Origin of the sequence: Roseomonas populi, assembly GCF_024594815.1 — a bacterium.
GTDB classification, from domain to species: domain Bacteria; phylum Pseudomonadota; class Alphaproteobacteria; order Acetobacterales; family Acetobacteraceae; genus Roseomonas; species Roseomonas populi.
Window position 1 is genome coordinate 13,548 of sequence record NZ_JANJOU010000009.1, and the last position, 23,286, is coordinate 36,833.

The 23,286-nt window shown below is 70.2% G+C and carries 21 protein-coding genes; 8 read left to right on the forward strand and 13 right to left on the reverse strand.

Features of this window, described 5'->3' with window-relative positions; genetic code table 11:
- Positions 1 to 7: 7 nt before the first annotated feature.
- Positions 8 to 1,054 (reverse strand): peptidylprolyl isomerase, encoded by a 1,047-nt coding sequence (locus tag NRP21_RS12360; protein ID WP_257716508.1) that lies wholly within the window; start codon positions 1,052 to 1,054, stop codon positions 8 to 10.
- Positions 1,055 to 1,236: 182 nt separating this feature from the next.
- Here NRP21_RS12360 and NRP21_RS12365 point away from each other — a divergent pair, with 182 nt between their 5' ends.
- From NRP21_RS12365 to NRP21_RS12375, 3 genes are all read left to right on the forward strand, one after another.
- Entirely contained in the window at positions 1,237 to 1,779 is a 543-nt protein-coding gene (locus NRP21_RS12365; protein WP_257716509.1) for an NAD(P)H-dependent oxidoreductase, read from the forward strand.
- 155 nt (positions 1,780 to 1,934) lie between these two features.
- Positions 1,935 to 4,667, forward strand: a complete 2,733-nt coding sequence (gene secA, locus NRP21_RS12370) for a preprotein translocase subunit SecA (RefSeq protein WP_257716510.1) — start codon at positions 1,935 to 1,937, stop codon at positions 4,665 to 4,667.
- 111 nt (positions 4,668 to 4,778) lie between these two features.
- Entirely contained in the window at positions 4,779 to 5,876 is a 1,098-nt protein-coding gene (locus NRP21_RS12375; protein ID WP_257716511.1) for a hypothetical protein, read from the forward strand.
- A 20-nt stretch (positions 5,877 to 5,896) separates the two neighbouring features.
- On the opposite strand, the gene NRP21_RS12380 is transcribed toward NRP21_RS12375, so the two are convergent.
- The 4 genes from NRP21_RS12380 to NRP21_RS12395 are packed head-to-tail and all read right to left on the reverse strand — an operon-like array spanning position 5,897 to position 8,929.
- Positions 5,897 to 6,646 carry an ABC transporter permease gene (locus NRP21_RS12380; RefSeq protein WP_257716512.1) on the reverse strand — a complete coding sequence of 250 codons (750 nt, stop codon included), beginning with the start codon at positions 6,644 to 6,646 and terminating at the stop codon, positions 5,897 to 5,899.
- Complete coding sequence (locus NRP21_RS12385) at positions 6,646 to 7,434, reverse strand: ABC transporter ATP-binding protein (protein WP_257716513.1); 789 nt, start codon at positions 7,432 to 7,434, stop codon at positions 6,646 to 6,648. Before NRP21_RS12385 ends, NRP21_RS12380 begins: the two co-directional genes overlap by 1 nt.
- A gap of 11 nt (positions 7,435 to 7,445) precedes the next feature.
- Positions 7,446 to 8,408, reverse strand: a complete 963-nt coding sequence (locus NRP21_RS12390) for an ABC transporter substrate-binding protein (RefSeq protein ID WP_257716514.1) — start codon at positions 8,406 to 8,408, stop codon at positions 7,446 to 7,448.
- A gap of 11 nt (positions 8,409 to 8,419) precedes the next feature.
- The gene (locus tag NRP21_RS12395; protein ID WP_257716515.1) at positions 8,420 to 8,929 is read right to left on the reverse strand and encodes a VOC family protein; all 510 of its coding nucleotides are present in this window, start codon (positions 8,927 to 8,929) and stop codon (positions 8,420 to 8,422) included.
- A gap of 210 nt (positions 8,930 to 9,139) precedes the next feature.
- Between NRP21_RS12395 and NRP21_RS12400 the strand changes: the two genes are divergently transcribed.
- Positions 9,140 to 10,132, forward strand: a complete 993-nt coding sequence (locus tag NRP21_RS12400; protein ID WP_257716516.1) for a Bug family tripartite tricarboxylate transporter substrate binding protein — start codon at positions 9,140 to 9,142, stop codon at positions 10,130 to 10,132.
- 33 nt (positions 10,133 to 10,165) lie between these two features.
- Here the strand turns inward: NRP21_RS12400 and NRP21_RS12405 are convergent, their stop codons facing one another.
- The 6 genes from NRP21_RS12405 to NRP21_RS12430 form a co-directional block, all read right to left on the reverse strand.
- A complete protein-coding gene (locus NRP21_RS12405) occupies positions 10,166 to 11,674 on the reverse strand; it encodes an argininosuccinate lyase (RefSeq protein WP_257716517.1) in 1,509 nt (502 codons plus the stop codon).
- Positions 11,675 to 11,772: 98 nt separating this feature from the next.
- Positions 11,773 to 12,756: a tripartite tricarboxylate transporter substrate binding protein gene (locus NRP21_RS12410; protein ID WP_257716518.1), complete on the reverse strand. Its 984-nt coding sequence runs from the start codon at positions 12,754 to 12,756 to the stop codon at positions 11,773 to 11,775.
- A gap of 64 nt (positions 12,757 to 12,820) precedes the next feature.
- Positions 12,821 to 13,951, reverse strand: a complete 1,131-nt coding sequence (locus tag NRP21_RS12415) for an acyl-CoA dehydrogenase family protein (RefSeq protein ID WP_257716519.1) — start codon at positions 13,949 to 13,951, stop codon at positions 12,821 to 12,823.
- Positions 13,952 to 13,963: 12 nt separating this feature from the next.
- Positions 13,964 to 15,166, reverse strand: a complete 1,203-nt coding sequence (locus NRP21_RS12420) for an acyl-CoA dehydrogenase family protein (RefSeq protein WP_257716520.1) — start codon at positions 15,164 to 15,166, stop codon at positions 13,964 to 13,966.
- An 11-nt stretch (positions 15,167 to 15,177) separates the two neighbouring features.
- On the reverse strand, positions 15,178 to 16,356 hold the full coding sequence (locus tag NRP21_RS12425; protein WP_257716521.1) for an acetyl-CoA C-acyltransferase: 1,179 nt from the start codon (positions 16,354 to 16,356) through the stop codon (positions 15,178 to 15,180).
- On the reverse strand, positions 16,353 to 18,002 hold the full coding sequence (locus NRP21_RS12430; protein WP_257716522.1) for an AMP-binding protein: 1,650 nt from the start codon (positions 18,000 to 18,002) through the stop codon (positions 16,353 to 16,355). The genes NRP21_RS12425 and NRP21_RS12430 overlap by 4 nt, the downstream gene beginning before the upstream one ends.
- Before the next feature lie 177 nt (positions 18,003 to 18,179).
- Here NRP21_RS12430 and NRP21_RS12435 point away from each other — a divergent pair, with 177 nt between their 5' ends.
- From NRP21_RS12435 to NRP21_RS12450, 4 genes are all read left to right on the forward strand, one after another.
- Positions 18,180 to 18,995, forward strand: a complete 816-nt coding sequence (locus tag NRP21_RS12435) for an IclR family transcriptional regulator (RefSeq protein WP_257716523.1) — start codon at positions 18,180 to 18,182, stop codon at positions 18,993 to 18,995.
- 38 nt (positions 18,996 to 19,033) lie between these two features.
- Positions 19,034 to 19,522 carry a nucleoside deaminase gene (locus NRP21_RS12440; RefSeq protein ID WP_257716524.1) on the forward strand — a complete coding sequence of 163 codons (489 nt, stop codon included), beginning with the start codon at positions 19,034 to 19,036 and terminating at the stop codon, positions 19,520 to 19,522.
- A gap of 182 nt (positions 19,523 to 19,704) precedes the next feature.
- Positions 19,705 to 19,896, forward strand: a complete 192-nt coding sequence (locus NRP21_RS12445) for a hypothetical protein (protein WP_257716525.1) — start codon at positions 19,705 to 19,707, stop codon at positions 19,894 to 19,896.
- Between the two features lie 120 nt (positions 19,897 to 20,016).
- A complete protein-coding gene (locus tag NRP21_RS12450) occupies positions 20,017 to 21,147 on the forward strand; it encodes an extracellular catalytic domain type 1 short-chain-length polyhydroxyalkanoate depolymerase (RefSeq protein ID WP_257716526.1) in 1,131 nt (376 codons plus the stop codon).
- 99 nt (positions 21,148 to 21,246) lie between these two features.
- Here the strand turns inward: NRP21_RS12450 and NRP21_RS12455 are convergent, their stop codons facing one another.
- Together NRP21_RS12455 and NRP21_RS12460 are read right to left on the reverse strand one after the other, a co-directional pair.
- Complete coding sequence (locus NRP21_RS12455) at positions 21,247 to 22,233, reverse strand: Gfo/Idh/MocA family protein (RefSeq protein ID WP_257716527.1); 987 nt, start codon at positions 22,231 to 22,233, stop codon at positions 21,247 to 21,249.
- Positions 22,230 to 23,198 carry an MDR/zinc-dependent alcohol dehydrogenase-like family protein gene (locus NRP21_RS12460; protein ID WP_257716528.1) on the reverse strand — a complete coding sequence of 323 codons (969 nt, stop codon included), beginning with the start codon at positions 23,196 to 23,198 and terminating at the stop codon, positions 22,230 to 22,232. Before NRP21_RS12460 ends, NRP21_RS12455 begins: the two co-directional genes overlap by 4 nt.
- Positions 23,199 to 23,286 lie beyond the last annotated feature (88 nt).

The following is a 23,286-nucleotide window of genomic DNA, read 5'->3' on the forward strand; positions in this document are numbered from 1 at the left end:
TGCCCTCTCAGCGCCGCTGGGCGGGCGCGGCGGCGGGGGGCTGCGCTCCGCCCGGGGCAGGAGCCTGCGCTCCGCCCGGGGCAGGAGCTCCCGCTCCGCCCGGGGCCGGCGGGGTTGCCCCGTCCAGCAGGGTCGGGGCGCGCTGGGGCGAGCCGTCGAGGTTGAAGCGCTCCACCTTGGCCGCGTTGCGGATGCGCTCCACGGCGGCGTTCACCGCCTCCTCGAAGGCGGCCTGGCGAAGGGCGTCCTGGCTGTCCTCGAAGCTCGCGGCGGGGGCGGTGCGCCGCTCCTCAACCTTGATGACGTGCCAGCCGAAGGGGGTCTGGATCGGCTTCTCGCTGATCTGGCCGGGCCGGAGGGCGAAGGCGGCCTCCGCGAACTCCGGGATCATGTCGGACTTCTTGAAGAAGCCGAGGTCGCCGCCCTGCTGGGAGCCGGGCCCGGTGGAGAGGCGCCGGGCGACCTCCGCGAAGTCGGCGCCGGGCTTGCGAACCTCGGCCAGGGCCGCGTTCGCCGCCGCCTCGGTGGGGACGAGGATGTGGCGGGCATGCACCTCCTCCTCGCCCTGGCGATTGGCGGATTCGCGGGTGTAGCGGGCGCGCAGCGCCTCCTCGGTCAGGGCCGGGGCCACCTCCCGCCGCAGCAGGGCCTGCTGGAGTTCCTGGTCCGTGGCGCGGGCGACGCGGCGCTGCACCTCCGGGTCGTTCTGCAGCCCTTCGGCGCGCGCCTTCGCCACGATGGCCTTCTGGGCCACCAGCTGATCCAGGATCAGCGGGAAGAGCATCGCCGGCGGGGCGTTTCGCAGCTCGTCCGGCAGCTCCTGCGCGGCGTCCCGCACGTCGGAGAGGCGGATTTCCTGGCCGTCGACGCGGGCCACCACCGGATTGCCCGCGGGCGTGGCGGCCTGGCCGGCGGCCGGGGCGGCGGAAGGTGCAGGGGCGGCTGGAGCCGGCGCGGAAGGGGCCGGCGAGGAAGGGGCCGGTGCCTGGGCGAAGGCGGGCGCGCCGACGAGCAGGGCCGACAGGGCGGCGGTGGCGAGGAGAAGGCGGCGCATGGAAAACACCCTGGGGGAAGGGCCAGCAACATGGCCGAGCCGCCCTTCCCCCACAAGGCAGGCATGCCCCGGTGGCACGCTTCCCTTGAAAGGATGTGATTTGGCGCCCCGCCTCGGCCATGGATCATCCGCGCCGCCCGCGCCTGGCCCGGGATCGGGAACAAGACCTGGGGGAACAAGACTTGGCCGAGATCCTGATCCTGCTGAGCCACCCGGATTACAAGAATTCCCGCGCGAACCGTGCCCTGGCCGACTCCGCCGCCGCCCTGCCCGGGGTGGAGGTGGCGCACCTGGACGGGCTCTACCCCGATGGCGGGATCGACCTCGACGCCGAGGTGGCCAGGCTGATCGCGGCCCGGCGCATCGTCCTGCAGTTCCCGATCCAGTGGTACTCCACCCCGCCCTTACTGAAGGTCTGGCAGGACACGGTGCTGACCCGGATGTTCTATGTGAACGCGAAGACCGAGGGCGACCTCCTGGCCGGGCGGCCGGTGATGGTGGCGGCGACGGCAGGCAACCAGCCCGGCGCCTACCGCCCGGAAGGCGTCAACCTCTTCCCCCTGCCGGAGCTGCTGAAGCCCCTGCACGCCACAGCCCACCGCTGCGGGCTCGATTGGCAGGACCCTTTCCTGATCTACGAGGCCCGCCGGGCGGAGGACAGCCGGCTGACGGAGGCGGGGCAGGCCTACGCGGCCCGGCTGCGGGAATTCGCCGCCCTGGGATAGGGCCAGCCTCCTTCCTCTCAGGGGCTTTCGTTGACCCGCCCCCCCGCCTTGCCTATCTCTCCCCCTCAAACCCAGGGGCCCACCGCCCCCTTCCTGCCGGCCGCGCCGCGGCCGTCCGGCGGCGGCGACCCTGGCCCCGGAGACCGCTTGCCCCCATGTTCGCCCGCCTTGCCCGCGCCATTCTCGGCACCTCGAACGACCGCGCACTGAAGGCGTACCGGGCGCGGGTGCCGGCCATCAACGCGCTTGAACCCCAGATGGCCGCCCTCTCGGATGAGGCCCTGCAGGCCAAGACCCCCGAGTTCCGGGAGAGGCTGGCGAAGGGCGAGAGCCTCGACAGCCTGCTGCCGGAGGCCTTCGCGGTCTGCCGGGAGGCCAGCAAGCGCGTGCTGGGGATGCGGCACTTCGACGTGCAGCTGATCGGCGGCATGGTCCTGCACGAGGGCCGGATCGCCGAGATGAAGACCGGCGAGGGCAAGACGCTGGTGGCCACCCTGCCCGCCTACCTGAACGGCCTGACTGGCAATGGCGTGCACCTGGTGACGGTGAACGACTACCTCGCCACCCGCGACGCCGGCGAGATGGGCCGGCTGTACAACTGGCTGGGGCTGACGGTGGACACCATCGTCTATGGCAAGACCGACCAGCAGCGCCGGGACGCCTACGCGGCCGACATCACCTACGGCACGAACAACGAGTTCGGCTTCGACTACCTGCGCGACAACATGAAGTACTCGCTGGCCGAAATGGTCCAGCGCCCCTTCGCTTACGCGATCGTGGACGAGGTGGACAGCATCCTGGTGGATGAGGCGCGCACCCCGCTCATCATCTCCGGCCCCACCGACGACACCTCGGACCTCTACAACCGCGTGAACGCGGTGGTGCGGGAGATCGCGCAGGTCCCCGAGAACTTCGAGAAGGACGAGAAGAACCGCACCGTCTCCCTCACCGATGCGGGGAACGAGGCGGTCTCGGCCGGGCTGACGGAGGCGGGGATGCTCGTGGAGGGCGACCTTTACGATTTCCACAACGTCACCCTGGTCCACCACGTGAACCAGAGCCTGCGCGCCCATGTCCTCTTCTCGCGGGACGTGGACTACATCGTCTCCCGCGATGGCAAGATCGTCATCATCGATGAGTTCACGGGCCGCATGATGGAGGGCCGGCGCTACTCCGACGGCCTGCACCAGGCGCTTGAGGCGAAGGAGGGCGTGGAGGTCCAGCCGGAGAACCAGACCCTCGCCTCCATCACCTTCCAGAACTACTTCCGCCTCTACCCCAAGCTCTCCGGCATGACCGGCACGGCGGCGACCGAGGCGGACGAGTTCGCGGAGATCTACAAGTTGGAGGTGGTGGAGATCCCCACCAACCTGCCCGTCGCCCGCCAGGATTCTGACGACGAGGTGTACCGCTCCGCCCGGGAGAAGTACGAAGCGGTGGCGAACCTCGTGCAGGAGGCGCGGGAGCGAGGCCAGCCCTGCCTGGTTGGCACCACGAGCATCGAGAAGTCCGAGCTGATCTCCGCCCTGCTGAAGCGCAAGGGCGTGCCGCATCAGGTGCTGAACGCCCGCTACCACGAATCCGAGGCGGGCATCATTTCCCAGGCTGGGCGCCCGGGCGCGGTGACGATCGCGACGAACATGGCCGGCCGCGGAACCGACATCAAGCTCGGCGGCAATGCCGAGATGCTGGCCCGCGCCACCTTCCCCGGCGAGCCGGACGGGCCGGAGTTCGAGGCCCGGCTGGCCGAGATCCGCCGCGAGGTGGAGGAGAGCGCGGCGAAGGTGAAGGAGGCCGGCGGCCTCTTCGTCATCGGCACGGAGCGGCATGAGAGCCGCCGCATCGACAACCAGCTGCGCGGCCGTTCCGGCCGCCAGGGCGACCCGGGCGCCAGCCGCTTCTTCCTCTCCCTGGAAGACGACCTGATGCGGATCTTCGGCAGCGACCGCATGGGCGGGATGCTGGAGAAGCTGGGGTTGAAGGAGGGGGAGGCAATCATCCACCCCTGGATCAACAAGGCCCTGGAGAAGGCGCAGAAGAAGGTCGAGGCGCGGAACTTCGACACGCGCAAGAACCTGCTGAAGTACGACGACGTGATGAACGACCAGCGCAAGGAGGTCTACGCCCAGCGCAAGTCCTTCATGCACGCGCAGGACGTGGCGGAGACGGTGGCGGAGATGCGCCGCGAGGTGATCGAGGACATGGTGGCCGCCGCCATCCCCGAGAACGCCTATGCCGAGCAGTGGGATACGGAGGGGCTGCAGTCCCGCGTGCTGGATGTCCTCGGCCTGGACCTGCCGATCGTGGAGTGGGGCCGCGAGGAAGGAATCGACGAGAGCGGGATCCGCGAGCGCCTGCTGGAAGCCGCCGACACCTCCTACGCGGCCCGCGCCGCCAATATCGGCCCCGACCGGATGCGGGAGGTGGAGAAGTCCCTGCTGCTGATGGTCTTCGACAAGGTGTGGAAGGACCATCTCCTCTCGCTCGACCACCTGCGCCAGGGCATCGGGCTGCGGGCCTATGGCCAGCGCGACCCGCTGAACGAGTACAAGTCCGAGGCCTTCAACCTGTTCAATGCCATGCTCGGCGAGATGCGCGAGGAGACGACGCGCTGGCTGATGCAGGTGAACCTCACCCCGGAGGCCCCCCTGCCCTCCCCTGAGCCGGTGAGCTTCACCGACCTGCGCCACCCCGCGCCGGATTCCGGCGACCCGCTGCTGGGCTACGACCAGGGCGCGGGCGAGTACGGCGCGGCCGCCCCGGTGGCGGCGCCCGCGGCGGAGGGCGTGGACCCCGCCGATCCCGCCACCTGGGACCGCACCCCCCGGAACGCCCCGTGCCCCTGCGGCTCGGGACGAAAGTACAAGCACTGCCACGGCCGGGGCTGAGCGATCGCGCGATGGTGACGCGGCAACCTGCCGCGTCACCATGAAATTGCTTCATTTGTTTGACGTCGCTGACGTCTCCGGGCATGACGGCACGAGACACTTCGGGCCGCCATGATCAGTCAGCAGATCGAGATTCACGCCACACCGGAGGACCGGAAGGGCCCGCTCTCGCTCGTCATCTCCGTTCGCTCCCCGGCAGAATGGTCGGGGCGGAATCTCTCCCTTCGCCTGGGCGCGCGCGAGCTGGTTCTCATGCCCCTCCAGGATGGGAACACGGTGAGGGCGGTTCTCGACGTGACCGGCCTTCAGGGCCGGGAAGACTATGTCGTCGGCCTGCAGGACGAGGCGGGCCGCGACATCTCCGGCGAGGCCGACTGGGTGCTGAGCGGCCTCTTCTTCGAGGCCCTGCGGGTCACGCCCGCGGAGTTCCTGGACAAGGTTCAGCTTCACCACTCCCGCTTCCGGTCCCAGTACCTGCTGGAGTTGGCCGCGCACGGCTTCTACCTGCGCCACCCGGAGGCGGAGTTCGTGCTCCGTGGCGCCGCCCTCACCATCCTGAGCCATCGCTACCTGGAGAAGCCCGCCGATTCGCTGGACCCGCAGGAGGTGACGCGGGTGACCTGGCTGCTCGGCCAGGCCAGGCCCGTGGTGGAGGAGGGTGCCGCCCTCGTCCGCGCCGCGGAGACGGAGGACAGACGGGTGGACTGGCGCCATGTGCGCTGGACCGTCTCGCTGGCCACGGTGGCCGCGCACCTCTCGCTCTACGACGAATCCTATCCCCAGGCGCTTCTCTTCTTCGAGCTGGCCACGCGGCACACGCACCTCGTGCACTACGCGAAGGTCTCGGCCCTGAACCTCGTCATCTGCGCCTTCGCTGAGGGGCTGATCGCCCATCTGCTCAGCCGGCCCGATCAGGCCCGGGCGGCGCTGGTCCGCGGCGTGGAGGCGGTGAAGCCCATCGTGCAGGCCCAGAACCTGATGGAGAACGTCTGGGTGCTGGGCGACCTGCAGAACGTGCTGCGGGCGTCCCGCCAGTGCTACATCGCACTGCTGCGCCTGGGCTTGATCGAGCTGCGCGTCACCCCGCCGATGATCGACGACTCCATGCAGATCGAGGTGGGCGAGGTGCGGAGCCCCCTGCAGCGGATCATCATGGCGGACCGGGTGCCGACCCTCGCCCGGCACCTGGCCCAGCACGGCGGGTTCTGAGGCGCCAGGCTGGGAACCTTTTACTTCCCGGCCCAGTGGACGAAGCGCTTCTCCGCAAGCAGGAAGAGCAGGTTCAGCGCGTAACCCAGGGCGCCCGCGACAAAGATGGCGCCGTACATCAGCCCGCTCTCGAACAGCATCTGCGCGTTGATGACGCGCTGGCCGATGCCATCGGTGGAGCCGATGAACATCTCCGCCACCACCACGATCACCAGGGCCAGCGAGACGCCCTGGCGCATGCCCACGAGGATCTGCGGCAAGGCTTCCCACACCAGCACGTCCCACAGGATGCGGGCTGGGCCGGCGCCCATGACCCTGGCAGCCAGAACGCGGGTGCGGCGGGCGTTCATCACGCCATAGGCGGCGTTGAACAGGATCACCAGCGCGGCGCCGAAGGCCGCCACCGCGATCTTCGTCGCCTCGCCCGTGCCGAAGAGGACGAGGAAGAGCGGAAACAGGGCCGAGGCCGGGGTGGATCGGAAGAAGTCCACCACGAACTCCACGGCACGGTAGAGCCTTTCCCGCGCGCCCAGCGCCACCCCGAGCGGCACGCCGACGGCGGAGGCGATAACGAAGGAGAGCAGGGTCCGCCACACTGTACGGCCGACATCATGCGCCAGCGGGCCGTTCATGAGGGAAGCCCAGGTATCGCGGGCCGTCTCGGCCGGCGATGGCAGCAGCACCGGATCCGCAACGCGCAGCATCACCGCCGCCTGCCAGACCAGGACGAAGCCGATCGCCCCGAGAATGGGAGGAACGAGGCCGCGCATCACGCTGCCTCCGGACGGGCGCGGACGGAGGCGGTGAAAACGTCCAGGCAGCGCTTCTTGATGGCCACGAACTCCGGCGAGGAGAGGGTCGCGGCGTCACGCGGCCAGGGCAGCGGCACGGGCACGTCGTCCACGATGCGCGCGGGGCGCCGGGTGAGCATCAGGACGCGGTCCGAGAGGGCGATGGATTCCTCGAGGTCGTGGGAGACGAGCATGGCGGTGATGCGATTCTCCTTCAGCACGCGCCCCAGCAACTCGCGCAGGGAGAGCGTCGTCTCGTAGTCCAGGGCGGAGAAGGGCTCGTCCAGGAACAGCACCTCCGGCTCCACGGCCAGGGCACGCATAACGGAGACGAGCTGCTGCTGGCCGCCGGAGAGTTCATAAGGGTAGCGCTGAAGGTCGAAGCGCACCTGGAAGGCCGCGACAAGCTGCTCCAGCCGCCGCTCCACCTGCGCGCGGGGCTGACCCATCAGGCGCAGCGGATAGCGGATGTTGTCGGCGGCGCGGCGCCAGGGCAGCAGCGCCTCCCGGTAGTTCTGGAAGACGTAGCCGATCCGCGCCTCCCGCACCGTGCGGCCATCGAAGAGCACGCTACCGGAATCGGCCTCCAGCAGCCCCGCCATCATGTTGATGAGGGTGGACTTGCCGCAGCCGTTCGGCCCGAAGACCGAGAGGATGTCGCCGCGGCGGAGATCGAGGTCCAGCCCGGCATGGACGGGCTGGCCGCGATAGGCCTTGGAGAGACCGCGGACGGAAACCGCGGCCTCGCGTGGGGAGATGGCGTTCACCCGCGATTGTCTCAGAGGGCGCGCAGGAAAGTCTTCACGTCGATGGCGCTCCGCACCACGCCCTGCCGCACGGCGATGTCCACGAAGGTCTGGAAGTCCGCCACTTCCTGAGGCGTCAGGTCCTTCACCATCGCGAAGTTCACCAGCGGCACGGTGGGGGCCAGCTCGGCCGAGGTGTTCATGAAAGGCACCAGCAGCTCGCGCACGGTGGCGTCGCTCCGGATCGTCGCGCAGGCCTTGGCCCAGGCGGCGGCGAAGCGCTGCGCCACCTCTGGCTTCTCCTGCAGGAACTTGCCGGTCAGCGCACCGCCCGCGGCGAAGGCCTGTGCGTCCGGGCGGCCGATGAGGTATCGGGCGATCACCCCGGCTTCCAGGCGGCGCGCGGCGCCCTGGCGCTCCGCGATCGTGGCCTGGGGTTCCAGCGTGTAGGCAGCGTCGAAGGTGCCGGCGGCGAGCGCGCCGACATGCACGCCCATCTGCTGCTCCGTCAGCGTGTAGTCCCGCCCCTCCTGCAGCCCGTTCGCGGCCAGCACGGCGCGGGCGGCGGCCATGTTGGCCGGGCCGGGAGCCGAGACGATCTTCGCGCCCTTCAGCTCCTTGATGCTGGCGGCGCCGAAGCCCGGGCGGACGATGAACTGCTCCATCCTGTACTGGTCGTTCTGTCCGCCGAGCTGGATGTAGACCGCCGTGTTGGCGCGGCGCGAGTTGATGTTCGCGCCCTCCAGCGTGACGAGGTTGGAGGCCGCCTCCACATCACCCGCCACCATGGCCTGCACGATGAGCGGCGCGGCCTGCAGGGGCACGGCCTCCGCCGCGATGCCGGCCTCCGCGAAGAAGCCTCGCTCCCGCGCCACGTAGAAGGGTAGCGCCGAGGAGACGTTGAAGACGGCGACCCGGACCGTATCCGCCGCCATTGCGCCCCGCGCGAGAAAGGGCGTGGCGAGCGCGGCGCCGAGGAGGGAGCGGCGGTTCATGCGTGTGGTCCTCAATGCAGCTTCGGGTAGGTGGCGGGGTCGAAGAAGGAGGTGCCGGCGACGTAGCGGCGGTGGTCCGACATGTCCGGCGGGGGGCCCGGCTCGGCGCTGCCCTCGAAGGTGAGCTCGAGCTGCACGCCGGAGGGGTCGTAGACGAAGAGCTGCCAGAGGGTGGTCCCGGGGACGAGGAACTCCCGCCATTCCAACCCCGCCCCGCGGAAACGGATGATGAAGGCGTGGTAGCCGCGGCAGGCCAGGGAGACGTGGTCGATCGCCGCCGTGCCGACCGGTGCGGTGCCGGATGGGCCGAGGGCCGGGCCACCAGCATAGACATGCATCAGCGCCTGCCCGCCCGGGAGGGGCACGGCCAGCCAGGCGCCGGGATAGCCGAAATCCGGGCGCTTCACCTCCGCCAGCCCCAGGACGCCCTTGTAGAAGGCCAGGGTGGCGCTGAGGTCGCTCGTCTTCACGGCGACATGGAACAGGCCGGCGACAAGGGGCGTATTCCGGGGCTCATTCATCTCGTGGACGGCATCCGTTGTGCCAGCGCATCAGGGCAATCCACGTGCCACGCCCTGCTCCGCCTCACACGGGGGCAAGGCGCCGCTTTCATGGTCAGGACAGGGCGCTCCTGGCGCGATCCTGGGCAGGGCGGGCGAAGGGGCCCGCTACCAGGGCAGGCCCGGATCGCCTATGACGGATTCGCAATCCAGCGCGCCGAGAGGTTCCGAATGCTCCGCAGAACCGTCCTGCGAATGGCCGCCCTGGCCGCCTTGGCCATCCCGGTGGCCGCCACGGCGCAGGAGGCGCCCTGGCCCAACCGCCCCATCACCATCATGGGTGGCTTCCCCAACGGCTCCGGCGTGGACATCTACGCCCGCAAGCTGGCCGAGCCCCTCTCCCACGCGCTGGGCGTGCCCGTGGTGGTGGACAACCGCACGGGCGCGGGCGGCAACATCGCCAGCGAGTACGTCGCCCGCGCGCGGCCGGATGGCTACACCTTCCTGCTCGCCACGGCCGGCACGCACGCGATCAACGCATCGCTCTACAGCCACCTGCCCTTCGATCCGCTGAAGGACGTGACGCACATCGCCCTGCTGGGCGACGTGCCGAACGTGCTGCTCGTCAGTACCCAGCACTCCCCGAACATCAACACCTGCCGGGACCTGATCGCGGCGGCGAAGGCGAAGCCGGGGTCGCTGGCCTATGCCTCCACGGGCAACGGCGCCTCCACGCATCTCGCGGGCGTGCAGTTCTCGCTGGCGGCGGGGATCGACACGCTGCACGTGCCCTATCGCGGCCAGGGGCCGGCCATGGTCTCTCTGCTGGCCGGGGAGACGGCCTTTTTCTTCAACCAGAGCGGGCCGAGCATCGGGCCGATCCAGCAGGGCCAGGTGCGCGGCCTCGCCGTCAGCACCCGCAACCGCCTGCCGCCCCTGCCGAACGTGCCCACGGCCGACGAGGCCTGCGGGCTGCCGGGCTTCGAGAGCACCACCTGGTACGGGCTGCTGGCGCCGCCGAACCTGCCCGAGCCAATCCAGGCCCGGATGGCGCAGGAGGTGGCGAAGATCATCTCCCAGCCCGACTTCGTGACCTGGCTGGCGGACAACCAGGGCATCTCCCCCCCGTCCGACCCCAGCCCCGCCAATTTCCGCCGCGTGCATGAGCGGGACATCGGGCGCTGGGCCGAGATCGTGCGCCGTTCCGGCGCGAAGGTGGACTGAGGCGCCGCCGGAGGGGGCGGCGCCCCTTCCGGCCTACTTCGCGCGGGCCAGGAGGCGGCCGAAGTCGCCGTCCAGGGAAGCCAGCGCGCCGTCGATCCGGCCGCGCTGCGCCTTGATCCACTCCTCCTGCTGTCCCAGCGTCCGGTTCGCCTCCGCCACCATCCGCGTCATCTCGGCGGGCTGCGGGCCTCCGGCGGTGGCGCGGTTGCGGATGATCGCCACGGGATCAAGCGTGGCGCGGAACTCCTCCTCGCTCATCGGCAGCTCGCCGCCCTCCACCTTCATCTCCCGCAGCGTCTCCGCGTAGATCCGCCGCGCCTCGGCGTAGGGGAAGTCGGTGGGGCGGATGTCGTGTTCCTTGGCGTAGTCCACGATCTCGGAGGCGAAGTGGTGGCCGACGCGGAAGGGCAGCCGGTACTTGCGCATCAGCACGTCCGCCACTTCCTGGGATGCCGTCCAGTCGCTGTTCAGCTCCTCCAGCGCGCGCTCCGGGCTGATGACCATGGCGTTCAGGATCCGGTCCCAGTTCTCCAGCACGCGAATCGCGCCGGCCACGACGGCGGCGTTGTCGCGCGGGCTCTTCGGGTCGCTCATCCCCGGCGGGATGTTGTGGGCCTGGATGGCGCGGCCGATGCCTGACGTAACGACGCGGGAGGCCTCGGCCCGCGTGTCGTTCAGCAGGCCGGGGTTGCGCTTCTGCGGCATGGCGGAGGAGACATAGGTGTTGCCCCCGCCCTCCTGCAGCAGGATCCAGGGGCGGGACTGCGCGTACTGCGTCATCACGTCCTCGACGAAGGCGCCGGCATGGATGGCGATGCTCGTCGCCAGCGCACCGACCTCCACCGGCATCTCGGCCGCGGTGATCTGCGCGGCGTCATAGGCATTGTCCACCGTCGCGGGGAAGCCGAGGTAGCGCGCCATGCGGTCGCGGTTCAGCGGCCAGCTCGTGCCGTTCAGCACGGTGGTGCCCATGGGCGATCGGTCCACCCGTGCGAAGGCCTCGCGCAGGCGCTGCGCGTCGCGCTCCAGCCCCGCGACATGGCCCAGCAGGTAATGGCCGTAGCTGTTCGGCTGGGCGGCCACGCCGTTCGTGTAATTCGGCACGACCGTCCCCGCATGGCGCTCGGCCAGTCGGGTCATGGTGGCCGTGGTCTTGCGCAGCTGCTCCGCCAGACGCAGCAGGTCGTCACGGATCATGGCGGCGCGGACGGTGGAGAGCATGTCCTGGCTGGAGCGCCCGGCATGCAGCAGCGTCGCCTCGACGCCCGCCGCGTCGATCAGCAGCGGCTCGAAGGTGATGACGAGATTGGGGCGCTTGCCGCCGGGCTGGTCCCCGGCACGCAGCACCTGGTCCAGCCCCGCGGCGATGCGCGGCGCGACGGCGGGGTCGAGCAGCCCCTCCTCCGAGTTGATGACGGCGCTGGCCTTGTTGATCTCGCCCAACCAGTAGAAGTCGTCCCGCCGGGGCGCTTGCTGCGCCAGGGCGGGTAAGGCGACGGCGCACATCAGCAGCGCTCCGGCACAGAATTTCGCGACGGGCATGATCCCCTCCCGGGTCGATTTGCCCGGGAGGCTGCTCCCGAAAATCCTGGCTGGCAAACCCCCTCGCGGGCCACGGCGCGCGAGGGGTTACGCGCGTTTCAGCTCGCCTTCAGACCGAGGCGGCGGATCATTGCGCCGTCCTCCTCGTACTGCTTGCGCGCGGCCGCCGTGTAGTCGGCGCTGCCGAGGAAGGCCGGCGCCATGTCGTACTTCTCCAGCAACGCCGTGTGCACGGGGTCCTGCGCCCCCTCGCGCAGCGCGGTCTCCAGAGCCTGCACCACGGCCGGGTCCATCCCCGCCGGGCCGGCGACGCCGTAGGGAGAGGTGGAGACGATGTCGATGCCCAGCTCCTTCAGCGTCGGCGCGTCCGGGAAGCGCTTAGCGCGCTCACCGCTCCAGACGCAGAGCAGGCGGAACTGGCCGGACTGAACCAGCTCTCCCCAGGCGCTCGTCTCCGCGCAGACCTGGGTGTTGCCGGCCAGCAGGGACTGCATGTTCTCGGAGGCGCCACGGAAGGGCACCTGCGTCCACTCGATCCCCTGCTGCGCCGCGATCTGCTCCATGGTGATGTGCAGCGAGGTGCCCGAGCCGGGCGTGCCGTAGTTGATCTTGCCGGGATTGGCCTTGGCGTAGGCCAGCAGCTCCTTGAAGTCCTTCCACGGCGCATCCGCGCGCACGGCAACGCCGAAGAGGTAGCCCGTGATCTGCGCGATGTAGGTCAGGTCCTTCATCGGATCGAAGGGCGGGCGCGCGACCATCTGCGGGTAGCGGAAGATGGAGATGGGTGTCTGGGTGAGGACGTAGCCGTCCGGCCGCGAGGTGGAGACGAGCTGCGCGCCGAGGATGCCGCCCGCGCCGGAGCGGTTCTCGGGGATCACCGGCTGTCCCAGGCGCTTGGAGGCCTGCTCGGACAGCGCGCGCATGAGGATGTCGCTGGCGCCGCCCGGGGACCAGGGCACAACCATGCGGATGGGCTTGTCGGGGAAGCGGCCCTGCGCGAGGGCGGGCCGCGCCAGCGCCGCCGCACCCGCGCCGAGGCCGAGCATCAGGGCGCCGCGGCGCGGGATGGGGGTGATGGTCATGGATCCGTTCTCTCCGTCTATCCAGCCGTTCGGCCTGTCGTTCTGATGGGGGTTGGAGGGGTCCTCAGACCTCCTCCACCAGCCCGCCTTCCTGCATCACGGCGCGGAGGTGGTGGTCCGTATCGCCGAAGATCACGTCGTTGGTGGTCAGGCGCTTGAAGTAGTGGCCTGCCTTGTACTCCCAGGTCATGGCGATGCCGCCATGGAGCTGCACGGCCTCCTGCCCCACTTGGCGGCCGGAACGGTTCACCTGCGCCTTGGCGGCCGCAATGGCCGGGCGGCGCGTGAGGATATCCGTCTCCTCCGCCATCATCGCCGCATACACCGCCATGGAACGCGCCTGCTCCACCGCCACCAGCATGTCCGCTGCACGGTGCTGCAGGGCCTGGAAGGAGGCGATGGGCACGCCGAACTGCTGGCGCGTCTTCAGGTAGTCCACCGTCACGCGCTGCAGCTCCTCCATGGCGCCGAGGCTGTCGGCGCAGAGGGCGGCGAGTGCCACGTCCACCACGTGCCCGGCCAGCGGCAACCCGCCATCCACCTCGCCCAGCACGCGACCGGCAGGAACCCGCACGCCGTCGAACGCGATCTCGGCCACGCGCGTGCCGTCCTGCGCGGCGCTGCCGCGGCGGCTGACGCCCGGCGCCTCGGCATCGACGAGGAAGAGGGTGATGCCATCATGGTCGCGCCGGCTTCCGGCGGTGCGGGCGGTGACCACCAGCAGGCCCGCATCATCGCCGCCCAGCACCACGCCCTTGCGGCCATCCAGCACGAAGTCGCCGCCATCTCGCTTCGCGGTGGTGGAGACGTCGTAGAGGTCGTAGCGGGACCCCTTCTCAAGTTGCGCGAAAGCCATCTTGAGGGAGCCTTCCGCGACCTGCGGGATGAACTCTGCCTTCTGCGCGGCATTGCCGCCCAGCCGCAGGAAGCCGCCACCCAGCACCACGCTCGGCAGGTATGGCGCGGTGATGAGGCCGCGTCCGAGTGCCTCCATCACGATCATCGTCTCGACGGGGCCGCCGCCGATGCCGCCATCCTCCTCCGAGAAGGGCAGCGCCAGCACGCCCAGCTCCGCCAACTGCGGCCAGATGTCCGGCGCCGTGCCATGCGCGGCCGGATCGCGCGCGTTGTCCGCGGCGAAGCGGTCGATGCTCTCCTTGAGGAGGCGCTGTTCCTCGGTCAGGTCGAAGTCCACGTCGTGTTCCCCTCAGAGACCCAGGAAGGCTTTGGCGATGATGTTGCGCTGGATCTCGTTGGAGCCGCCGTAGATCGAGACCTTGCGGTAGTTGAAGTAGAGCGGCGCCGCCGCGTCCGCCCATTCCGGCGAGACTGCGGGCTCGTTCCAGCCCTCCGGCTGCTCGTGGTCCGGCGCGGGGATGGCGTAGGGGCCGGCGACCTCGAGCAGCAGTTCCGTCGTCAGCTGCTGCAGCTCCGATCCCTTGATCTTCAGGATGGAGGAGGCAGGGTCCGGCTTGTCCGCGTCGCGCTTGGTCTGGTTGGCGACCACGCGCATCTGGGTGATCTCCAGTGCCTTCAGCCCCACCTCGAGTTCCGCCACGCGGCGGCGGAAATCCGTGTCGTCCCACAGGGTGCCGCCGCCGGCCTCCGTCTCGCGCGCCAGGCGCTTGGCGCGGGCTAGCCGCTGCTTGGAGAGGCCGATGCGCGCGATGCCCGTACGCTCATTCGCCAGCAGGAACTTGGCGTAGTCCCAGCCCTTGTTCTCCTCGCCCACCAGGTTCTCTTCGGGAACCTCCACGTCGTCGAAGAAGACCTCGTTCACCTCATGCGCGCCGTCGATGGTGATCACTGGGCGCACGGTGATGCCGGGGGACTTCATGTCGATCAGCAGGAAGGAAATGCCCTTCTGCTTCTTCGCGCTCTTGTCCGTGCGTACCAGGCAGAAGATCCAGTCCGCGTGCTGCCCCAGCGTGGTCCAGGCCTTCTGGCCGGAGACGACGTACTTCCCGTCCCGCTTCTCCGCCGTGGTGCGGAGGGATGCGAGGTCGGAGCCAGCGCCCGGCTCGGAGAAGCCCTGGCACCACCAGATATCGACATTCGCGGTGGCCGGCAGGAACTTCCGCTTCTGCTCCTCGCTGCCGAAGGTGGCGATAACGGGGCCGACCATGAAGACGTTGAACTGCAGCGGCAGCGGCACGGCGGCGCGCTGCAGCTCCTCCGTGAAAATGTAGCGCTGGACGGGCGTCCAGTCCTTCCCGCCCCAGGCCACCGGCCAGTTCGGCGTGGCCAGCCCGGCGGCGTTCAGGATGCGCTGGGAGGTGACGATATCCTCCTTGTCCAGGTGCCGCCCTTCCGCGACCTTCTTGCGGATCTCGGCGGGCACCTTCTCGCGGAAGAAGCGGCGGAGATCGTCGCGGAAGGCGATCTCCTCGGGGGTGAAGCGCAGGTCCATTCCGGCTCTCCTTACGCGATCTCAATGAGGCCGGCGGCACCCTGGCCGCCCGCGACGCACATGGTCACCACCGCATACTTGGCCCCGCGCCGGCGCCCTTCCAACACGGCGTGGCCCACCAGCCGCGCACCGCTCATCCCGAAGGGATGGCCGACGGAGATGGCACCGCCGTTCACGTTCACCTTCGCCGGGTCGATGCCCAGCTTGTCCCGGCAGTAGATGGATTGGGAGGCGAAGGCCTCGTTCAGCTCCCACAGGTCGACGTCGTCCACCGTCAGCCCGTGGCGGGCCAGCAGGCGCGGCACGGCGAAGACGGGGCCGATGCCCATCTCCTCCGGCTCGCAGCCGGCGGTGGCGTAGCCGCGGAAGATCGCGAGCGGGGCGAGGCCGCGGCGCGCCGCCTCCTCGGCGGACATCAGCACGGAGGCGCTGGCGCCGTCCGAGAGCTGACTGGCATTGCCGGCGGTAACGAACTTGCCTTCCTTCACCGGCTTCAGCTTCAGCAGCCCTTCCAGGGAGGTGTCGGGCCGGTTCCCCTCATCCTTGGTGAGGGTGATCGTCTCCTCCCGTACCTCGCCCGTGGCCTTGTCCGTCACCTTCATGGTGGCGGTCATCGGCACGATCTCGTCGTCGAAGCGGCGGGCCTGCTGGGCGGCGGCGGTGCGGCGCTGGCTCTCCAGCGAGAACTCGTCCTGCGCCTGGCGGGAGATGCCGTAGCGCTCCGCCACCAGGTCGGCCGTGTCGATCATCGCGTCGTAGATGCTGGGCTTGTTCGCCTCCAGCCAGGCGTTCCGGTAGTGGTTCCGGTTCACCGTGGGCTGGACCAGGGAGATGGATTCCACCCCGCCCGCCAGCGCCACCGGCACCTTGTCCACGATGATGCGCTTGGCGGCCGAGGCGATGGCCTCCAGGCCAGAGGCGCAGAAGCGGCTGACCGTCTGGCCGGAGGAGGAGACGGGGATGCCGGAGCGGATGGCGGAGTGGCGGGCGATGTTGCCGCCCGTCGCGCCCTCCGGGTAGCCGCAGCCGAGGATCACCTCCTCCACCGCCTCGCGCTCCAGCCCGATGCGGTCCATGGCGGCGACCATGGCGTGGGATGCCATCTCCGCGCCGTGGGTGTTGTTGAAGGCGCCGCGATGCGCCTTGCCGATCGGCGTGCGCGCGGTGGAGACGATGACGGCGTCGGTCATGCGTTGCTTTCCTGGTTCTGCCGTGCGCGCTCCTCGTCAACGAGGGCGCTGGCCATCAGCTTGCCGGCGGGGGTTCGGGGAAGGCTCTCTCGCAGTTCCAGCGCCACCGGCATCTCGTGCCGCCCCACGCGATCGCGCAGGAAGGCCTTCAGCGCGTCCAGGGTCAGCTCGGGCGCGCCGGGGCGCAGGGTGACGAAGGCCTTGGCGGACTGGCCGCGATAGGCGTCGGGGATGCCGATCACGATGCACTCCGTCACGTCCGGGTGCTCGTAGATCGCGCCCTCCACGGCGGCGGGGTACACGTTGAACCCGCCGGAGATGATCATGTTCTTCCGCCGGTCCATGAGGAAGAAGACGCCGTTCTCCTCCATCCGGCCGATGTCGCCGGTGAGGAACCAGCCATCCACGAAGGCGGCTTTCGTTTCCTCCGGCTTGTTCCAGTAGCCGGTGAAGACGTTCGGGCCCCGGATCGCCATCTCACCGGCCTCGCCGGGCGGCAATTCGCGGGAGGGGTCCTCCAGCGCCACGATCCGCATATCCACGCCCGGCAGCGGCACCCCGATGATGCCGGGGCGTGGCGTTATGGCGGCGGGCACGCGCGTGCCGGCGGGGGCGGTTTCCGTCATGCCCCAGCCGATCCGCAGCGGGCGCCCCAGCAGCCCCTCCACCCGCGCCGCCACGTCGAAGGGCAGCGGCGCGCCGCCGGAGACGCAGGCACGGAGGGAGGAGAGGTCGAAGGTCGCGGCGCCCGGATGGTTCAGCAGCGCGATCCAGATCGTCGGCACGCCGGAGAGGCTGGTTACGCGCAGCGTCTCGATGTCGCGCAGCACCGCCTCCGCATCGAAGCGCGGGCGCAGCAGCACCTCGTTGCCATCTGCCAGGTGGCGCAGCAGCACGGAGGTGAGCGCGTAGATGTGGAACAGCGGCAGCACCGCCAGCACGCGCTCCTCGCCGGGCACCACCAGGTCCGCGTCGTGCCAGTTGCGGTAGATGGAGACGGCGGCTGTCAGGTTGCCATGGGTCAGCATCGCGCCCTTGGGCATGCCGGTCGTGCCGCCCGTGTACTGTAGCAGCGCCACGTCGTCCGGGGAGACGGCGGGCCAAGTGGCGGGCAGGTCGGCCGTGACGGAGGAGAGCGGGATGGCGCGTGGATCGCCCGGCCCCGCCTCTCCGCCCCAGGTGGCGTCCTCTCCTAGCAGAAGCCGGTCCACGACGCCGGATTCCAGCAGTTCCACGGCCGGCGCCAGCAGGTTCGGCAGGTCCGTGCCGATCACCACCTTCGCGCCGCTATCCGTCAGCTTGTGGTGCAGCACCCGGCGCGCGTCGAGCGGGCTAAGGTGCACCACCCGCGCCCCGATCCGCGTCAGCGCCAGGAAACAGACCGGGTGCCAGGGCGTATTGGGCAGCAGCAGCCCCACAGCCTGGCCGGGCGCGATCCCGAGAGCCAGGAGCCCTGCTGCCAGCCGGTCCACCGAAGCCTTCAGCACGGCATAGGTGATGCGATGGCCGCGATACTCCAGCGCCGGCCTCTCCGCCCAGCGGGCCGCCATCCCGTCCAGCAAGGACCCGAGCGTGCCGATCTCCAGCGGCGCGTCCCAGCGCGTGCCCGGCGGGTAGGCGGCCTTCCAGGGGCGGGCGCCAATCACGCCGCGTTCCCCCGACCCATCCTGCCGAACGCCAACCGCAGCGACCGCATCGCGCGTTTCCCTTCCCGGCTTTTGCTGTATCTATTTCCGCATTGCGGAAATATCTTCTGCCGACTTGATGATTAGGTATCGGAAGCCCCGCCGCACGGTCAAGCGGCGGGGGATGAGGAAACGGTGATGCGGAAACGCCGTGCGGTGGAAGCAGCGGAGGACCCGGCAGAAGACCGGCAGTTCGTGGCCGCCATCGCTCGCGGCTTCGACATCCTCCACGCCTTCCGGGCGGAGGACCCCATCCTCGGCAACCAGGAATTGGCGGAGCGCACGGGGCTCCCCCGCGCCACGGTCTCGCGCCTTACCCATACCCTCACGCGGCTGGGATACCTCACCTACCTGCCGCGCTACGGGAAGTACCAGCTCGGCCTCGGCGCCGTGCCGCTGGGGCACCTGGCCCTGGCCAACATGACCATCCGCCGCCTGGCCGCGCCCCTGATGCGAAGGCTGGCGGAGGAGACGGACGCCTCCGTCTCCCTCGGACACCGGCACGGCCTCTCCATGCTCTACGTGGAGCACATCTCCCCCCGAACGGCGGTGGCGCTGCAGCTGGAAGTAGGCTCGCGCATCCCCATCGCCGTCACCGCCATGGGCCGCGCCTACTACGCCGCGGCGGGGGCGGCCGAGCGCGCGGAGATCGAGGCGGCGCTGGAGCCGCGCCTCGGGGCGGAATGGCCCCGCACCCGGGACGGGCTGCACGAGGCGGCGGCGATGCACGCAGCGCAGGGCTTCGCCCTCTCCCCCGGCCACTGGAACGGGCGCGTCCACGCGGCCGGCGCCGCCATCCCCCTGCCGGACGGCACGATCCTGGCCATGAACTGCGGCGCGCCGGCCTTCATGCTGCCGCCGGAGCGGCTGGTGGCAGAGATCGGCCCGCGCGTCGCCGCCGTGGCACGGCGCGTGGAATCCCTCTCCGGCGGGGGCAGCAGCCGGCCCGATTGAGCCGGGCCCGGCGCCCCCGCGCTGCACAGGAGGCCCGCATGCCCGAACCCGACCACGAAGCCCTGCTGCGCGGCGCATACGCCGTGGCGCGCCGCGCCCATGCCGGCGGGAACCACCCCTTCGGTGCCACGCTGGTGGACGCGGACGGGCGCGTATTGATGGAGCAGGAGAACGCGTTCCATCCCGAACGCGACATGACCGGCCACGCGGAGCGCGTGCTGATGACCCGCGCCAGCAAGGCTTTCCGCCCTTCCGAGCTGCGGCGCTGCACCCTCTACAGCTCTGCCGAGCCCTGCGCGATGTGTGCCGGCGCCGCCTACTGGGCCGGGGTCGGGCGCGTGGTCTATGGGCTCTCCGAGGCGCGGCTGAAGACAATCACGGGGGAGCACCCGGAAAACCCGACCCTCGACCTGCCCTGCCGCACAGTGTTCGCCGCCGGGCAACGGGCCGTGGTGGTGATCGGCCCCTTGCTGGAGGAGGAGGGAGCGGCCCTGCACGAAGGTGTATGGGGCCGCACGGCGGATTGACTTAGGCGCCCCGGCGCACCATCTGGACGTCGTCAACCTCGTTAGCCTCCGCCTGCTCCTCGCGCCCGTTTCGAGCGCGGAGGCTTCCGCTCGGCTCTTCTCGAAGCTTGATACGCCCGCGCCACCGTGCGGGCGGCATCCCCACAGCCCTGCGGGGCTGCGCCAGACCGCGAGACATCATCATGTCGCAGAGCAAGACCAACTCCGCTCCCACACCGGCGGAGACCGAGGCACTGGAGGAGACCATCGCCTACCTCGCCAAGCGCCACCGCGTTTCCCAGGCCATCGTGCGGGAAATCGCTCGCAAGCTCGGCTCCTCTCCCGAGCGGAGTGCGATCGAGCGTGAGATCGCGCGCGGCAAGTCCCGCCGCTGAACCTCTGGCCGTTCCAAGGAACGGCCTTTTATTGGCGCCTCCTCGCCCCATCTCTCATGCTGCACCGCAGCATAGCAGCCGGCTTATGAGGGCTGGGCGGTCCGGAGAGGTAAGGCCGCCATGAACAACCGCCTGGATCTTGAGACCCTCATTCGATGGCAGAACGGGCGCCGGCGGGCCACCTCCGCGGCCCGGCCAGCCGATGACAGCGCCCTTCAGGAGGTGTCCGGCTTCGGCTCCAACCCCGGCGGGCTACGCATGCTGGCCCATGTGCCGGAAGGCCTGCCACCGGGGGCGCCGCTCGTGGTGGCCCTGCACGGCTGCACCCAGAACGCCGCCGGCTACGATCGCGGCTGCGGCTGGTCCACCATGGCGGACCGCCTGGGCTTCGCCCTGCTGTTTCCGGAGCAGCAGCGCGCCAACAATTCCCATCTCTGCTTCAACTGGTTTGAGCCCGGCGACATCGCGCGCGACAGCGGTGAGGCGCTCTCCATCCGGCAGGGGATCGAGCACCTCGTGCGGGCACACGGGCTCGATCCCCGCCGCGTCTTCATCACCGGGCTTTCGGCCGGTGGCGCGATGACGGCGGTGATGCTGGCTGCCTACCCCGAGGTCTTCGCGGGCGGGGCGATCATCGCCGGCCTGCCCCAGGGCAGCGCGCTAGGCGTACCAGAGGCGCTGCGCGCCATGGCGCGCCCGCAAACCCTCTCGGCGGCCTCCCGCGGTGGATCGGTGCGGAGTGTCAGCGGCCATCGCGGGCCGTGGCCGCGCGTCTCCGTCTGGCACGGCGATGCGGACACCACCGTGCACCCCGACAATGCCGAGGAAAGCGTGAAGCAGTGGCTCTACCTGCACGGCCTGGCGGATGCGCCGGCGGTGGAGCAGATGAGCGGCGGCCATGTGCGGCGCCGCTGGCTCGGGCCGGACGGGACCACCCGCGTGGAATGCCACCGGATCGCCGGCCTGGCGCATGGCGTGCCGCTTTCTCCTGGCGATGGCGAGGGACAGTGCGGCGAGGCCGGTGCGTACCTCTTGGATGCCGGGGTGTCGTCCACCCATGGCGCCCTAGAATTCTGGGGCCTGGCGGAAGAGCGGGCGATGTCCGCCGCGCCGGGGCCGCGCCCCGCACCCGGTCCCGCCCGCCCTGCCCCGGCCATGGCCGCCATGGCTTCGATGCCCGGTGCCATGCCAGGCGCCATGGATCCTGGTGCCACCATAACACGGGCGCTGAAGGCGGCGGGGCTGCTTTAGAGCAGATCGCTGTAGCGCGGCATCGCGCGAAAGCGTGGATCTGCTTATTAAAGAACAGGCTAGAGCGCTTTCGGTGAACGCCTGTGAACCGAAAATGCTCTAGCGCCCGTAGATTCCGTCCAGCACTCCGGCCACCGCAACAAGGCCCTCGGCGGCGGGATCGAATCCCTCTCCCGCTGCCAGGCGCCGCGCCCAGTCGGCCGCGGCGCGGCCGCCCCACTCGTCGGGCGGCGTTGCCAACGTCTCCCGCGCCGTGCCGCGGAAGCGCTCGGCGGTGAAGTCGTAGAAGGAACCGTTGACGTTGCGGAGGGCGACGCCGCCGCCGCTGCCGTGGAACTCGGCGGCGATCACCGCATCCTGGCCCGCATGCAGGTTCCAGGAGCAGGCGAGGCGCAGCACCGTGCCCCCCTCCAGCCCGATGGTCGCGACAGCGTAGTCCTCCACCCGGTCCGTGCGGCCCGCCAGCGGCTCGCCGCCCGCAAAGAGGTTGCCGGACACGCTCGTGACCTTCGGGAAGTCCAGCAACCAGAGCGCTAGGTCCACGAGATGGACACCGAGATCCATGACGCAGCCGCCGCCCGAGAGCTTCGGGTCGCGGAACCATGGCTTGTCCGGGCCATAGGCGTTGTGGAAGACGAGATCGGCCGCGTAGATCCGCCCGAGCTCCCCGCCCGACACCGCTTCCCTGATCCGGCGTACGCCCTCCGTGAAGCGGTAGGAGAGATCGACGCCGAGAAGCTTGTTCGCGGTGCGCGCGGCCTCCACCGCCGCGCGCACCTCATCCACCGTGCGCCCCAGCGGCTTCTGGCAGAACACCGCCGCGCCCGCCCGCAAGGCCTGAATTGTCTGCGCCGCGTGCAGGGCGCTCGGGGAGGCGATCACCACCCCGTCCAGCCCCAGGGCGAGCATCTCATCGAGCCCGGAAACCAGCTTGGCTCCGGGCGCCAGCTTCCCCGCCTCCGCCGCCATCTCCGGCGAGGGATCGGCGATGGCCACCGCCTCCACCGCGCCGGTCTCGAGAATGGAGGCCATCCGGTGCCGGCCGATCCAGCCGACGCCGAGGAAGCCGAGACGTGGCTTATTCATGCGAAGCGCACCACGGCCTTGAGGAATCCGTCCGGCCGGTCGCGGGTGTCGTTCAGCGCGGCGTCCAGGCGCTCCAGCGGGTAATCGTGGGTGAAGAGCGGGGTGGGGTCGAAGACCCCGGCCTCGATTGCCGCCACCGCGTCCCGGATGCCCTGCACATAGATATTCGGGTCGCGCTCATGCGCGTTGATCACGTCCAGGCCGCGCCAGTTCCACAGCCACATGTTCACCTGCCGCGGCCCGTCCTGGTGGTAGCCCGCCACGACCAGCCGCCCGCGCTCCTTGCAGAGCTCCGCCGCCAGATCGAGCGGCCATTGCTTGCCCACCGCCTCGATCACCACGTCGCAGAAGGTGCCGCCCGTCAGCTCCTTCACGCGGGCGATGATGCCGTTGTGGTCCTCCATCGGGATCGTCTCGGCCGCGCCCATGTCGCGCGCGAGGTCCAACGAGAAGGGGCGGCGGGAGATCGCGATGACGCGGGCGCCCGCGTTGGTGGCCAGCCGCGTCAGGATGGCGCCGAGGAAGCCGATGCCGATGATGGCTACCGTCTGCCCCGCCTCGATCCCGCTGCGGCGGAAGATGTTCATGGCGCAGCCCAGCGGCTCGCCCGGGAAGGGCTGGCCGGACAGTCCCTCCGGCAGCGGCACCACGTTCGCCGCATCGGCGATGTCGTACTCCGCATAGCCGCGATAGGTCAGCGCCGCGACGCGCTGGCCGATGGTGAGGCCCTGCACCCCCTCCCCCACCGCGTCCACCGTGCCCCAGGCCTCGTGGCCGAGGTCGCCGGGCTCGGTGGGGAACTTCATCCAGTCCGGGCCGGACCAGGGGGTGAGGTTGGAGGCGCAGACGCCGCAGCCCTCCAGCCGCAACCGCACCTGCCCGGGGCCGGGCTCGGGTCGCGCAACCTGCTGCACCTCGACCTGACCGGGTCCGGTAAGGACCGCAGCGCGCATCGTCTCGCTCATCGGGATGGATCCTGGCGCGCCCGGGCAACCCGCCCGCGGCAGCCTCGAAGAAAAAGATGAGGGGGTCCGGGGGAGAATTCCTTTTCCC